We start from the raw sequence: 14,710 nt of genomic DNA, 5'->3' as shown, positions 1-14,710 counted from the left end.
CGGTATTTTGCCGGCGAGCTTGCGGAAGATCTCAGTGGCCATTGCTGGCAACCACACTGGCCGCCAGTTGGTAGCCGCTGCCACGCACGGTGCGGATCAGCCGTGGCGGTTTTTCCGTGTCGCGCAGGCGCTGGCGCAAACGGCTGACCGCCATGTCGACGATGCGATCGAGGGGCATCAGTTCCCGGCCACGGGTGGCGTTGCCGATGGTGTCGCGGTCGAGGATTTCCTGCGGGTGATCGAGGAACAGTTTCAGCAGCGCGAAGTCGGCACCCGAGAGAATCACCTCTTCGCCGTCGATGTGAAACAACCGATGGCTGACCATGTCCAGGCGCCAGTCATCGAAGGCCAGCACCTCACCGCCGTTACGCTCCTGGCCGAACTGCGCGCGGCGCAGCAACGCCTTGATCCGCGCCTGCAATTCCCGTGGACTGAACGGTTTGCCCAGATAATCGTCGGCGCCCAGCTCCAGGCCGATGACACGGTCGGCTTCGTCGGAACTGGCGGTGAGCATGATGATCGGCACCTGCGCCTGGCGTGGGTGCTGGCGAATCCAGCGGCACAGGCTGAAGCCGTCTTCATCGGGCAGCATCACATCAAGGATCACCAGATCGCTCGGCGCCTCGTTCAGCGCCTGGCGAAAACCGGCACCGTCGGGCGTGGTACGTACCTGGAAACCGGCGCGGGTCAGGTAGGTGTCCAGCAACTCGCGTATCTCTTGATCGTCATCGACCAACAAAATCGACTTGTTGACTGAGCTCACGGGCGGCGTCCTTGTTGTTTGAATTGGGCGGATTATGCCTTAAGCACCGATTTTACAAACACCATAGAAACAATGTGGGAGCGGGCTTGCTCGCGAAAGCGGTGTGTCAGTCGACATTGATGTTGAATGTCAGTCCGCATTCGCGAGCAAGCCCGCTCCCACATTTTGAGCGCATTTCAAGCGGGGATGGATTGCTCCAGCGCCACACCCGCCCCCATCAATCCCGAATACGGCGCCGTCACCAGCCACACCGGAATCCCCTTGAAGTAATCGCTCATGCAACCCTTGTCGGCGAAGCAGCGGGCGAAACCGCTTTCGAGGAAGAAATCGGCAAACCGCGGAATCACCCCGCCAACGATAAACACGCCACCGCGTCCACCGGTGGTCAACACGTTGTTGCCGGCCACGCGACCGAGCCAGCAGCAGAACTGCTCAAGCACTTCCACGGCAATCGGGTCGCCCGCCAGCCCGGCAGCGGTAATCGCTTCCGGGGTTTCGAGCACAGGCTCATGTCCGTCCACCGCGCAGATCGCCCGATAGACGCGCGGCAAGCCGCCACCGCTCAGTGCCGTTTCTGCGCTGACATGGCCGATCTCGTTGAAAATGTGCTGCCACAATTGGGTTTCACGCGGGCTGCTCAAAGGCAGGTCGACGTGACCGCCCTCCCCTGGCAACGCAGCAAACCGGCCCTCGCCCAGATCGAGCAAGGTGCCGACGCCCAGGCCCGTGCCCGGACCAATCACCACCGCCGGACGCAACGGCTCCGGCGTGCCTTCACAGACCACGCGAAATTCGCCGGGCTGCAAACGGGTCATGCCCAGGGCCATGGCCGAGAAGTCGTTGACCAGCAACAGTTGATCCACCTGCAAGGTCTGGCAGAAACCCTTGCGGCTCAGGCGCCAGTGATTGTTGGTGAACTTGAATTCGTCGCCGCTCACCGGACCGGCCACCGACAGGCACACCGAACCGATCGAACCCGGCGCCAGCCCCAGGCCATCCAGGTAGAGGCTGATCGCTGCTTCCGGGCCGGGAAAATCTGCTGTCGCCAGCACCTGGACCGATTCCAGTTGCTGGTTTTTCCACAACGCGAAACGTGCGTTGGTCCCACCGATGTCACCGACCAAAGCCAGTTTCAATTAAGCGTCTCCAGGGCAGAAGTAAAGGCGCTGGCGCCCTGCTCCGCCGAGCTGAAGGCCATGCGCATGAAACCAAACAGTTCGCGACCGGTGCCGATGTTGTTGCCCAACAGGCCCTTGGCCGGTGTGCGCGCTGCGAATTCTTCGGCGTCCACCTTAAGCTCCAGGGTGCCTTTGACGCCATCGACGCGGATGATATCGCCCTCTTGCACCCGCGCCAAAGCGCCGCCGACATAAGCTTCGGGGCTGACGTGAATGGCCGCCGGAATTTTCCCCGACGCGCCAGACATGCGTCCGTCGGTCACCAGTGCGACTTTGAAGCCGCGATCCTGCAGCACACCGAGGAACGGCGTCATCTTGTGCAGCTCCGGCATGCCGTTGGAGCGCGGGCCCTGGAAGCGCATCACCGCGACAAAATCCTTCTCCAGCAAACCGGCCTTGAACGCATCGGCCAGGTCCTGCTGATCCTGGAACACCATGGCTGGCGCTTCGACAATCTGGTTCTCCACCGCTACGGCGGAGACTTTCATCACACCGCGACCGAGGTTGCCTTCCATCACCCGCAGGCCACCTTCCGGCGAGAACGCACGAGCGACCGGACGCAAGATGCTTTCATCGAGGCTGTCGGTCACGCCTTCGCGCCAGACCAGTTCGCCATTGTCGAGGAACGGCTCCTGGGTGTAGCGGCTCAGACCGTGGCCCATCACGGTGTTGACGTTTTCGTGGAGCAACCCGGCTTCCAGCAATTCACGGATCAGGAACGACATGCCGCCCGCCGCCTGGAAGTGGTTGATGTCAGCCTTGCCGTTCGGGTAGACGTGGCTCAGGGTCGGCACCACCTCGGAGAGGTCGGCCATGTCCTGCCAGGTCAATTGAATGCCCGCCGCCATGGCGATGGCCGGCATGTGCAGGGTGTGGTTGGTCGAGCCGCCCGTGGCGTGCAGTGCGACAATCGAGTTGACCAGCGAACGCTCGTCGACGATTTCGCCGATCGGCATGAAGTCGCCGTTCTGCTTGGTCAGGCGCGTGACCTGATGCGCCGCTTCGCGGGTCAAGGCATCGCGCAATGGCGTGTTCGGGTTGACGAAGGACGCGCCCGGCAGGTGCAGGCCCATGACTTCCATCAGCAACTGGTTGGTGTTGGCGGTGCCGTAGAAGGTGCAGGTGCCAGGGCTGTGGTAGGACTTCATTTCCGACTCCAGCAGCTCTTCGCGGCTGGCCTTGCCTTCGGCGTACTTCTGCCGCACGTCGGCTTTCTGCTTGTTGGAAATGCCCGACACCATCGGCCCGCCCGGCACGAAGATCATCGGCAGATGGCCGAAGCGCAGTGCGCCCATCATCAGGCCTGGCACGATCTTGTCGCAGATGCCGAGCAGCAGCGCGCCATCGAACATGTTGTGGGACAGCGCCACGGCGGTGGACAGCGCGATCACTTCGCGGCTCGGCAGGCTCAGCTCCATGCCTGGTTCGCCCTGGGTCACGCCATCGCACATGGCTGGGGTGCCACCGGCGAACTGGCCGACGGAGCCGATTTCGCGCAGGGCTTTCTTGATCAGTTCAGGAAAGACTTCGTACGGCTGGTGCGCCGAGAGCATGTCGTTATATGACGAAACTATCGCGATGTTGGCGGAGTTCATCATCCGCAGGCTGTGCTTGTCGTCGCTGCCACAACCGGCCACGCCATGGGCGAAGTTGGCGCATTGCAGCTTGCCGCGCATCGGACCGTCGCTGGCCGCACCGCGGATCAATGCAAGGTAAGCCTCACGCGTGGCGCGGCTGCGGGCGATAAGCCGTTCGGTGACCTCAAGGACGCGGGGATGCATGTGTAGAACTCCAGGCTAACGGATGTGGCGACCTGATTGTCTATGCTGATCAAAGGCCAGTGTCGATGGGATGACAGACGGTTTTCTTGATCATTCGGACCAGTTGATTCAGGCCACTCGTTGTAGATTGAACAAAATATTGCCACTAAAAAGGCTTGTTTTCTATTTTTTTGCGAATAATCTTGTAATTCCAACAACAAAACGACGGCGGCGCTGAAATATGACTCTTCGAATCGCAATCAATGGTTTTGGCCGTATTGGCCGTAATGTCCTGCGGGCACTCTATACCCAAGGCTATCGCCAGGATTTGCAGATCGTCGCCATCAACGACCTGGGCGACAGCGCGATCAATGCGCACTTGCTCAAGTACGACACTGTTCACGGCACGTTCGATGCCGATGTTCAACATGATCAGGAAAGCCTGACCGTCAACGGCGACCGCATTTCGGTCAGCGCCATCCGCAACCCGGCCGACCTGCCATGGGCCGCGGAAAAGATTGATGTGGTATTCGAATGCACCGGTCTGTTCACCGACCGGGCCAAGGCCGCCGCGCATATTACGGCCGGTGCGCGCAAAGTGATTATCTCGGCCCCGGCCAAAGGCGCCGACGCCACCGTGGTTTACGGGGTCAACCACGACATTCTGCGCCAGTCGCACCAGATTATTTCCAACGCCTCGTGCACCACCAACTGCCTGGCCCCGGTGGCTCAGGTGCTGCACCGCGAACTGGGCATCGAAAGCGGTTTGATGACCACCATCCACGCCTATACCAACGACCAGCACCTGACCGACGTCTATCACGTCGATCCGTACCGCGCCCGTTCGGCCACCCAGAACATGATCCCGAGCAAGACCGGTGCCGCTGAAGCGGTGGGCCTGGTGCTGCCGGAACTGGCGGGCAAATTGACCGGCATGTCGGTCCGCGTCCCGGTCATCAATGTGTCGCTGGTAGACCTGACCGTGCAGCTCAAGCGCGAAGCGTCGGCCGATGAGGTCAATGCGCTGATGAAAGAAGCCAGCCAGCACTCGAAGATCCTTGGGTACAACACCCTGCCGCTGGTCTCCAGCGACTTCAACCACAACCCGCTGTCGTCGATCTTCGACGCCAACCACACCAAATCCAGCGGCAAGTTGCTCAAGGTATTGGCGTGGTATGACAACGAGTGGGGCTTCTCCAACCGCATGCTCGATAACTGTCTGGCGCTGTGCAACGCAGAATAAGCCGCTGTCGCACCCGATTCTGTAGGAGCTGGCTTGCCAGCGAAGGCGCCCTCAAGATCGCCTTCTCCGGCAAGCCGGCTCCTACAAATCGATGGCGTTCTCAAGATCACCATTGCCACCCAGCTGCCTAGGGAAAATCCCCATGATCGGCATCAGCTTTACGCAAAAGACCATGGCAGCGCGCAAGCGTATCGCCCTGGTTGCCCATGACCACTGCAAGGTGTTCTTGCTGGACTGGGCCGAGCGGCAAAAACACAAACTGGCCCAGCATGATCTGGTCGCCACCGGCACCACGGGCTTGTTGTTGCAACAACGCCTCGACCTGCCGGTGCAAAGCATGATCAGCGGGCCACTGGGCGGCGACCAACAGCTCGGCGCGCAAATCGCCGAACAGCAGGTCGACATGCTGGTGTTTTTCTGGGACCCGTTCGAACCCCAGCCCCACGACCCGGATATCAAGGCATTGCTGCGGGTCGCAGCGGTGTGGAACATCCCGGTGGCGTGTAACGAATGCAGCGCCGACTATCTGCTCAGCAGTCCGCTGATGGATCAGGCACACCTCCATCGGATTCCCGATTACGCGAGCTATTTGCAGGGTCGCGCGTAAAGCTTCACAAATCAGTACTTGACCATTCGAGTAGATGATAAGCATTATCATTTGCTCGAAATGGATCAGGTCCTCCCGTGAGTCAGTCGCGCTTCAACCACGTTTTCCTCACCCAGCGCACCTCCCTGCTGCGCACGCTGGAACGGATGGTCAACAATCACAGCACCGCTGAAGACCTCTTGCAGGAAACCTATCTGCGGGTGACCCGCGCGTTGAGCGAACGGGCCATCGATCATCTTGAGCCCTTTGTCTTCCAGACGGCGCGCAACCTGGCGCTGGACCATTTGCGCGCACGGCGCATTCATTCGCGCACCATGGTCGATGACGTGCCGCAGGAGGTGATGCACAGCGTCGCCGCCCCCACCAGCAGCGCCGAAGACGCTGCCCATGCCGAACAATTGCTGGAGCGCCTGAACGTGAGCCTCAGTGAACTCAGCGCCCGCCAGCAGCGGATTTTCATCCTCAGCCGCCTGCACGGGCACAGTTATCAGGAAATCGCCGACGAGCTGAACGTATCCCTCAGCACCGTGCAGAAAGAACTCAAACTGATCATGTCGATCTGCATGTGTGTCGCCGAAAGGAATGACGGCAGCGGAAACCTATAAGCGGCAAGCTACAAGTCAAACCCGAAACCAACTTTAGCTTGCAGCTTGCGGCTTGCGGCTTAAAACTGCTGCTCAAAAAGCCCCGCCGAGGAAACACCGTGACGGACAACCACCGCTCCCCCGAGCCTTCACTGGCGCAGGATCCCGCAAGCGCGATGGACCAGGCCCTGGACTGGTTGATCGTGCTCGGCAGTCCCGACGAGGAGCAGACCCGCCAGTTCCGTGCATGGCTCGACGCCGATCCGTTGAATGCCCAGGCGTTCGCCAAGGCCCAGGCGATCTGGGACGGCCCGCAAGTGGCGCAATGCGCGCAAAGCCTGGCCGCGCGTCCCGCGAAAGTCACAGTCCTCGCCCGCCTGCGTCCACACTGGAAACCACTGGCCACCGCCGCCGTGCTGCTGCTCGGGATGTTCAGTTTCAGCAATTTGCCAATGCGCCTGCAGGCTGATCACCTGACCGTGGTCGGCGAGCGCCAGCGCCTGCAACTGGAGGACGGCTCCAGGGTTCTGCTCAATACCAATTCGGCGTTTTCCAGCACCATCAACGATCAACAACGGGTTGCCCGCCTGTATCAGGGCGAAGCGTTTTTCGAAGTGCAGGCCAACCGCAACCAGCCACTGGAAATCGACGCCGGCCCGGTCACGGCCAGCGTTCGCGATACCGCGTTTGCCGTGCGTTACCTCGACGGCGTGGCGCAGGTGCGGGTGCAGCGCGGGGATGTCGACTTGCGTGCCACTCGTGATGATGCGCGGGTACGCTTGTCCGCCGGGGAGAGTATCCGCATCGGCCCCAACGGTTTCGACCGCCCGGCCAAGCTGGATGCCGCCACCGACCTGGCGTGGGTCCAGGGGCGACTGGTGTTTGAAAACTGCCCGTTGAACCAGGTGCTGGCAGAACTTCGCCGCTACTACCCGGGTTGGATCATCAACAACAACGAACAGTTGGCCGATGTCGCCGTGACGGGCAACTATCGCCTTGATCAGCCGCTGGACGTGGTTCGTTCCCTGGCCCACATCACCTCGGCACGGCTCCAGGAATTCCCGGCGCTGGTCATCCTGAACTGAATGAGAATTATTTTTACTCGATAGCCAAACCCCGTACGTCTCGTTATAGCCAATGCAATTGATTCGCATCTAACCATGCCGATCAGCACCTATAAAGATTCGTGCGACACGGAGCGCTATCGATGTCCTCTCGCCTCACCCGCCAAGCCTCTTCACCTTCCCGCGTGCTGTCACTGCTGACCGCCGCCATCCTGACGGCCGGTGCCGCACCGCTCATGGCCGCCACCGCCGCCGAGCCGCCGACTCGCAAAATGGGCGACTACTCGTTCGCCATTCCCCAACAGTCACTGGTGTCGGCACTCAATGCCTTTACCGCCGTGACAGGCTGGCAGGTCGGTGTGTCGTCGCAGCTGGCGCAAGGTGTGGCTTCGCCGGGAGTACGCGGCTCCCTGTCACCGGAAAAAGCCCTGGATCGCCTGTTGGTGGGGACCAACCTGAGCTATCGCAAATTGGGCAACAACAGCATCGTTCTGGAAAAGCGCGCCAACAGCGGTGCCCTCAGTCTGGATCAGGTGACCATCAGCGCCACCCGTAATGAGCAGAGTGTGAACAGTGTGCCGAGCACAGTCTCTGTCTACACACGCGAGGATCTGGACCGCAACAACGTCAATACCATCAAGGAACTGGTGCGCTATGAACCCGGTGTTTCGGTGGGCGGTTCGGGCCAACGCGCCGGCATCACGGGTTACAACATTCGCGGCATCGATGGTGACCGCGTGCTGACCCAGGTCGATGGCGTGCAGGTGCCCGACGGTTTCTTCAACGGCCCGTATGCCCAGACCAACCGCAACTATGTTGACCCGGAAATCGTCAAGCGTGTGGAAATCCTCCGCGGCCCGGCCTCTGTCTTGTACGGCAGCAATGCCATTGGCGGCGCCGTCAGCTACTACACGCTGGACCCGGACGACATCATCAAACCGGGCAAGGATGTCGGCGCACGCCTGAAAACCGGCTACAGCTCCGCCGACGACAGCTGGCTGACTTCCGGCACCGTCGCCGGCCGCACCGGCGAGTTCGATGGCCTGCTGCATCTCAGTCAACGCAACGGTCATGAAACAGAGTCCTTTGGCGAAACCGGCGGCACTGGCCTGAACCGCACTGAAGCCAACCCCCAGGACGTGCGCACCACCAGCGTGCTGGCCAAACTGGGCTGGAATTACGCCGACGATGCACGCCTGGGCCTGACCTACGAGCATTACAAGGACGACCGCGACACCAATCAATTGAGCGCGGTGGGCGGCCCGTTCAATGCCGGACGCGGTTTCGGCTTCTATAAGTCCCGCACCGGCAACGACACGATCACCCGCGAACGCTTTGGCCTGGAACACAGCTTCGGCCTGGACAGCGCACTGGCTGACAACATCAAGTGGACGCTGAACTACCAGATCGCCAAGACCGACCAGAGCACCGAAGAAATCTACGCGCCGTCGCGAACCGTGCTGCGTAACCGCGATACCAACTTCAAGGATCGCCAATGGATATTCGATGCCCAGGCTGACAAGTCGTTTGCCATCGCCGACACCGAACACCTCGTCACCTATGGCACCACCATCAAGCAGGACAAAGTCACCGGCCTGCGTACCGGTACCGGCACCTGCCTGACTGTGGCCGGTGCCTGCCGGGTCATTGGTGCCCCTAGCGCCCTCGACACGCTGACGCCCGCCAGTGACTTCCCGGACCCGACCATCAATAGCTACAGCCTGTTCGCCCAGGATCAGATCAGCTGGGGCAACTGGACCTTCCTGCCCGGTGCACGCTACGACTACACCGAGCTCAAGCCGCACATCACCGAAGAGTTCCTGGCCACCGCCGACCAGAGCCGCAACGGCGCGGTGAGCGACGACACCAAGACCTGGCATCGTCTGTCGCCGAAGTTCGGCACCACCTACAGCTTCAACGATAACTACACCTGGTACGGCCAATACGCCGAAGGCTTCCGCACACCGACCGCCAAGGCGTTGTATGGTCGTTTCGAAAACCTCGCCGGCGGCTATCGGGTCGCGCCTAATCCGAACCTGGAACCGGAAAAAAGCAAAAGCTACGAGACCGGTTTACGCGGTAACTTCGAGCAGGGTTCGTTTGACGTGGCAGTGTTCTATAACAAATACCGCGACTTCATCGACGAGAATGCCATTACGCCCGGCTACACCGAGACTACCTTCCAGAGCAACAACATCAAGCACGCCACCATCAAAGGTACCGAGTTCAAAGGACGCCTGAACCTCGACGCCTTCGGTGCCCCGCAAGGCCTCTACACCCAGGGCTCGGTGGCTTACGCCTACGGCCGCAACGACGACAGCGGTGAGCCGCTCAACAGCGTCAACCCGCTGACTGGCGTGTTCGGCCTCGGTTACGACCAGGACAACTACGGCGGTTTACTCAGCTGGACGCTGGTGAAGAAGAAAGATCGCGTCGACAGCACCAGCTTCAAAACCCCGGACGGCACCAGCACCCAATTCAAGACCCCGGGTTTCGGCATTCTGGACCTGAGCGCCTTCTACAAGGTGACCGACGACGTGACCGTCAGCGGCGGCATCTTCAACCTGACCGACAAGAAATACTGGCTGTGGGATGACGTGCGCGGCTACGACAGCGTCGGCGAAGCATCGGTGACCCAGCCGGCCAACCTCGATCGCCTGACCCAACCGGGTCGCAACTTTGCGGTCAACGTGATCTGGGACATCTGATCCGGTCCTGCCACCGGGCGGTTTCATCAAGCCGCCCGGTGAAAACTTTTTACTGTCAGGCGCCTTCTTGTTCGTCTCGTTACTAAGCGCCTCTTCTTCCCCCAAGGAATTGCCATGACTACCCTGGACACCGAACAACGCCCTACCCTGCGTTCGCAACGTTTGAACCAGATCACCCACGAGCCGCACAGCAAGCTCGATGCCCTGGTCAAGGCCCATGCTCCGTTTGAAACCCCCGCCAATTTCGCCCGCTTCGTGGTCGCGCAGTACCTGTTCCAGTCGGAACTGGTCTCGCTGTACAACGATGCCGAACTAACCGCCATCGTCCCGGACCTGCCAGCCCGCTGCCGTGCCGATGCAGCCAAGGCCGACCTCGCGGACCTCGACACCGACGTGCCGGCGCCCGTCGTCGGTGCACTCAAGCACCCAACCAAGGCCGAAGCCCTGGGCTGGATCTTTGTGTCGGAAGGTTCGAAGCTCGGTGCTGCGTTCCTGATCAAGCGTGCCGTAGGCCTTGGCCTGAGCGAAACCTTTGGCGCCCGTCACCTTGGCGAACCCGCCGGTGGCCGCGCTGAAGGCTGGAAAAGCTTCGTCAAAACCCTGGACGGCCTGGCGTTCAGCGCCGAGGAAGAAACCGAAGTGGAAAAAGGCGCCATCGACGCGTTCAACCGCTTTACCGTGTTGCTGGAACGGGCTTACGCCACCGAAGCCGCCTGACCCAACGCGTTTCCCTTGTGGGAGCGGGCTTGCTCGCGAAGGGGTCATCAGCCTCAACATCAATGTTGACTGACACACCGCTTTCGCGAGCAAGCCCGCTCCCACATTGGACGAAGCAAGTCTGTAAAATTTCGATTCGCCTCACGTGCTGCCTTGAGCCCATGCCCACCTCCTCCAGACTCTCCCGCCTCCTCTTCGGCCTGTTGGCCTATGTCAGCCTGGGCATCGGCCTGATCGCCATCGTCATTCCCGGCCTGCCAACCACCGAATTCATCCTGCTGGCCGCCTGGGCCGCGACCCGAAGTTCGCCGCGCCTGAGTGCCTGGCTGGAAAACCACCGGCTGTTCGGCCCCATCCTCCATAACTGGCGCAACGGCAAGGTCATCGTGCGCCGGGCCAAAATCAGCGCCACCGTCAGCATGCTGTTATGCGCCAGTCTTATGTTGGTGATGCTCGAGCACGGCTGGCCGATCTACCTGGCGATTGCCGGGATGGGGCTGGGCAATCTGTGGATTTGGTCACGGCCGGAATCCACCTGACCCCCCTTCAAACCTCCCTGTAACAGCCGGCAACGGCACACTTGAAAGTACCTACTTCCTGTTCGGATTTCTCCTACGTGTTTATCAGGTCATCCATGACCGGGTTTGGCCGTTAAGCACCATGAACCCCCACAACGAGAAGCTGACATGAATATAAGTGCCGCTGCATCTTTTCAAGTTCCGTATCCGCAAACAGTGAAGGCGAACACGGAAAAAGCCCTGCCTGAGAAAGTCGACATTCCGGGAATGGGTGACAGGTTAAGGTTGACCATCGAGAAACTCCGCGCTCCTAAAAGTGAAGCTAGAAATCTCAGCAGCGAAAAACTGAATGAGGTGGATGAGTTTTTGAATGCGCTCGAACCACTTAACGAGCTCACTGACCTACCCCCTCTGATAAAAAGCTTTAGATATTCAATGATTAGGCATCATGAATTCCAGGCAAATTTGATGCTCAAAAAAATGGAAGGGGTTTACTCCGACTTCAAAAAAGACCTGCAAAGCAAATGGTCTGGCCTGGCCCCTAACGTAATGGGCTTCACCGTGGCCGAAGACGGTCAGTTGAAAGTCACTTCGCCCCCCGACACCCTGACTGCCAGGGATGAGGAAATATTGAATACCCTGTTGAACGAGGCCAAAGGCTTGCAACCCCTGACCCTCAAGCACGCCAAGACCGTAATCGAGTTGATTCAGCTGGATAAGCCACAGTTTGAGGGCAAGGTGAAACTGGACCTGAGCAACTTCCACAAGATGATTGACTATGGATTATTGCTGAACAAAGGCGCGCTGGACCTGAGAAGTTCAGACTCCTGGCTGGATCAATTGCATAAAAATGCCGAAAAGGATCCGATCGAGAAAAAGCCGGGGTTGCACATCGAGGCCTGATCGATTGATAAAGCCCGGCAAAGCGGGTGTGTAGACCGCTTGCCGGGAACATGACAGATCTAGTTGCGCAACATGTTTTGATAGCAGATTTGAGCAAATGAAACATTCGGCACGTTGTAACCTCCCACCCCCGAATCCTCTTTGTCTTGAACCTGAATCGACCAATGCCCCAGATTGTATTCAACTTCCCACTTATAGCGATACTTGCCACTGCTGGTCCAGAAAGGATCAGACTTCAACTGGCCATAACACCTGCCCAACTCGAGGGCTTGCGTGGAGTTACCAGTGCTGTCCGTTATAAGGTCGAACTTTTGCTCACCCGCCCCTTTGTTCAATATCAAAGTAGCGGTAGCGCCTTCGAGCGGGAGTCCTGTCGAATCCCTCAACCGGACCGACCAGTTCAAGACTCTGTAGGCCTGTGTGGTCGCCCAGTAGAGCGGCAGTTCACCCGCATCACCCCGGACGCGACTGTCGGCGTAGTAAGGCGCTGAACCAAACTCAAGCTTGTAGATATCACCCGCCACGAGCGGGGCGGACTGTTTCTTCGAGATGCGAACCTGAACTTCCTGATTCGGCTGCAAGCCAGAAACCGTTAAGGATGTACCCCAAGGGATTACGGCCCAGTTTCCATCGCGATTGTATTCCAGCGTCAATGGCCCGCCTTTCGTCCCACTCGCATGGATCCACACATCCTGCCCCCGTACCGCCATGAAGCTGTATTGCTTCACATCCGTTTCGTCAGCCAGACTTTCCTTGAGGGTGTTCAGTTTGTCCGGCAGTACCGTGGCCGCCGAGGGTATTTGAGAGGAGATACCAGAAATAGCTGCCGAGTTCAGAAAAGACATCGCAGGTGCCACTCCTGCTGCCAAAAACATCCCCCAAAACAACAACACCGAGCGCAACCCGGTCCTTTTAAAGCAAGTAATCCACATAGGGTCTTCTCATTATTTTCTGTCAGATGCCAGAAGCGAAAACTTCCGGAAGCGTTCCACCGAGGTGGCATCTGCATTGAAACGTCCTGCCGTTTATGAGAAGCGGTACATATGTATTTCATGAATTTCATTCAGTCGGCTCGAGCCCGGCATCCTTGCCGCCCCTCTCCTGAATTCACCCCGCGCTTTCTCCTCTTTTTACCCCCATTTTCGGCACATTTTTCTGCGCAAACGTTCAACCACTACCGTTCGTCGACACCCCATTCATGTAACTTGGCCTTCACGCCGATGTGCATTGAATGGCGCTAAATGGATTTAGCGAGTGAGCCGCAACGGCTCGCAGCCAACACTTCATCCATTCGCGAGTTCGCCCTATGTTCGACTCACTGTCCATCCGCCTGAAAATCGTCCTGCTGTCCGGTCTGTGCCTGCTGGGTGTAGTCGCATTGATAGTGGGCATGAACATCTACCAGACCAATCAGAACGATGATCTGGTCAGCGACTCCAGCAGCAGAATGCTCACCGCCAGTGTGCAGGACCTGCTTCAGGCCAAAGCCGCCGAGCAAGCGGTGCGGGTGCAGAAGACCTTCGGTGAAACCCTGACGGTGGTGACCGCCCTGGCGGATCAAATCAAGGACATGCGCGCCATGGCCGCCAAGCGCTCGCTTGAGCCCGGTGCCCTGCGTGAAGAGTTGAACCAGAGCCTGAAAACCGCCTTCGAGCGCAACGGCAAGGTGCTGGGCATCTGGCTGGCGTTCGAGCCCAACGGCCTGGACGGCAAGGACAGCGAGTTCGTCAATGACGCCGCGCGCCAGTCCAACGAGATCGGTCGTTACGCCACCTACTGGAGCCGCGCCGGGGGTGAGTCGCTGAACACGATCATGGTCGAAGAGGACATGACCAAAACCACCCTGAACCTCAGCGGCACGCCGTACAACGTCTGGTACACCTGCCCGCGGGACAGCAAGCGCACCTGCCTGCTCGACCCGTACGCCGATACTGTCGGCACCAAGGAAGTGTTGATGACCACCATTTCCGTACCGCTGCTGGAAAATGGCAAGTCCATCGGTGTGGTCGGTATCGACATCGCCCTCAATGCCCTGCAAGCGGCGGCGGTCGACTCCCAGCGCGAACTGTTCAACAGTGCCGGACACATGCTGATCGTCTCCGGCACTGGCGTAATGGCCGCCTTCAGCGTCGATGCGGCGAAAGTCGGCAAGAGCATCGGCGACACCCTGGGTGCGGAAGGCAAGGACATCCTGCAATTGCTCGGTAGCGGCGCCCCGAAGATTCTCCAGCAAGGCGACTTGATCCGTGCGGTGTACCCGGTCAGCCCGATTACCGATGCCAAGGCCTGGGCCGTGGTGATCGACCTGCCCAAACAAGTGCTGCTGGCCGACTCGGCGAAGCTGCAAGCGGTACTCGACGATGCCCAGCAAAGCGGCACGATCAAGGCCCTTGCGGTGGCGGTGATTGCCGGCCTGCTCGGTCTGCTGCTGATGTGGCTCACCGCGTCGGGCGTGACCCGGCCGATCAACAGCGTGGCCGAAATGCTCAAGGCGATTGCCAGTGGCGACGGCGACCTGACCCAGCGCCTGCACTACAGCAAGAAAGACGAATTGGGCGAACTGGTGGGCTGGTTCAACCGCTTCCTCGACAAGCTGCAACCGACCATCGCGCAGATCAAGCAAAGCATTACCGACGCCCGCGGTACGGCCGATCAGTCGTCCGAG

At 59.6% G+C, this 14,710-nt stretch carries 12 protein-coding genes and 1 pseudogene; 9 read left to right on the top strand and 4 right to left on the bottom strand.

What is annotated here, in order from left to right; translation table 11 throughout:
• Nucleotides 1-31: 31 nt before the first annotated feature.
• The 3 genes from AC07XF_RS20050 to edd form a co-directional block, all read right to left on the bottom strand.
• Entirely contained in the window at nucleotides 32-763 is a 732-nt protein-coding gene (locus tag AC07XF_RS20050) for a response regulator (RefSeq protein WP_310054393.1), read from the bottom strand.
• A 176-nt stretch (nucleotides 764-939) separates the two neighbouring features.
• Nucleotides 940-1,899 (bottom strand): glucokinase, encoded by a 960-nt coding sequence (locus AC07XF_RS20045; RefSeq protein WP_495027834.1) that lies wholly within the window; start codon nucleotides 1,897-1,899, stop codon nucleotides 940-942.
• Complete coding sequence (edd, locus tag AC07XF_RS20040; RefSeq protein ID WP_495027833.1) at nucleotides 1,896-3,722, bottom strand: phosphogluconate dehydratase; 1,827 nt, start codon at nucleotides 3,720-3,722, stop codon at nucleotides 1,896-1,898. Before edd ends, AC07XF_RS20045 begins: the two co-directional genes overlap by 4 nt.
• Nucleotides 3,723-3,942: 220 nt before the next feature.
• On the opposite strand from edd, the gene gap reads away from it, so the two are divergent.
• The 8 genes from gap to AC07XF_RS20000 all read left to right on the top strand — a co-directional run bounded on the left by gap (nucleotide 3,943) and on the right by AC07XF_RS20000 (nucleotide 12,045).
• Nucleotides 3,943-4,944 (top strand): type I glyceraldehyde-3-phosphate dehydrogenase, encoded by a 1,002-nt coding sequence (gene gap, locus AC07XF_RS20035; RefSeq protein WP_007974423.1) that lies wholly within the window; start codon nucleotides 3,943-3,945, stop codon nucleotides 4,942-4,944.
• Nucleotides 4,945-5,086: 142 nt separating this feature from the next.
• Nucleotides 5,087-5,551, top strand: coding sequence for a methylglyoxal synthase (locus AC07XF_RS20030; RefSeq protein WP_495027832.1), 465 nt, complete (start codon nucleotides 5,087-5,089; stop codon nucleotides 5,549-5,551).
• A gap of 77 nt (nucleotides 5,552-5,628) precedes the next feature.
• Nucleotides 5,629-6,156, top strand: coding sequence for an RNA polymerase sigma factor (locus AC07XF_RS20025; RefSeq protein WP_495027831.1), 528 nt, complete (start codon nucleotides 5,629-5,631; stop codon nucleotides 6,154-6,156).
• 98 nt (nucleotides 6,157-6,254) lie between these two features.
• Entirely contained in the window at nucleotides 6,255-7,220 is a 966-nt protein-coding gene (locus AC07XF_RS20020; protein ID WP_495027830.1) for a FecR family protein, read from the top strand.
• 122 nt (nucleotides 7,221-7,342) lie between these two features.
• On the top strand, nucleotides 7,343-9,907 hold the full coding sequence (locus AC07XF_RS20015; RefSeq protein WP_495027829.1) for a TonB-dependent receptor: 2,565 nt from the start codon (nucleotides 7,343-7,345) through the stop codon (nucleotides 9,905-9,907).
• Between the two features lie 114 nt (nucleotides 9,908-10,021).
• On the top strand, nucleotides 10,022-10,624 hold the full coding sequence (locus AC07XF_RS20010; RefSeq protein ID WP_495027828.1) for a biliverdin-producing heme oxygenase: 603 nt from the start codon (nucleotides 10,022-10,024) through the stop codon (nucleotides 10,622-10,624).
• Nucleotides 10,625-10,785: 161 nt separating this feature from the next.
• Nucleotides 10,786-11,163 (top strand): YbaN family protein, encoded by a 378-nt coding sequence (locus AC07XF_RS20005; RefSeq protein WP_495027827.1) that lies wholly within the window; start codon nucleotides 10,786-10,788, stop codon nucleotides 11,161-11,163.
• A 147-nt stretch (nucleotides 11,164-11,310) separates the two neighbouring features.
• Nucleotides 11,311-12,045, top strand: coding sequence for a hypothetical protein (locus AC07XF_RS20000; RefSeq protein WP_495027826.1), 735 nt, complete (start codon nucleotides 11,311-11,313; stop codon nucleotides 12,043-12,045).
• 59 nt (nucleotides 12,046-12,104) lie between these two features.
• Here the strand turns inward: AC07XF_RS20000 and AC07XF_RS19995 are convergent, their stop codons facing one another.
• Nucleotides 12,105-12,890 carry a hypothetical protein gene (locus tag AC07XF_RS19995; RefSeq protein WP_495027825.1) on the bottom strand — a complete coding sequence of 262 codons (786 nt, stop codon included), beginning with the start codon at nucleotides 12,888-12,890 and terminating at the stop codon, nucleotides 12,105-12,107.
• 461 nt (nucleotides 12,891-13,351) lie between these two features.
• Here AC07XF_RS19995 and AC07XF_RS19990 point away from each other — a divergent pair.
• Nucleotides 13,352-14,632, top strand: a pseudogene (locus AC07XF_RS19990) (methyl-accepting chemotaxis protein); the annotation flags it as partial.
• Between the last annotated feature and the right edge of the window lie 78 nt (nucleotides 14,633-14,710).

The sequence above is a fragment of the Pseudomonas sp. GW821-FHT01C01 genome (assembly GCF_059422645.1).
Note: the sequence above shows the minus strand (reverse complement) of the source record. Positions and strands in the feature narration are given on the sequence as shown.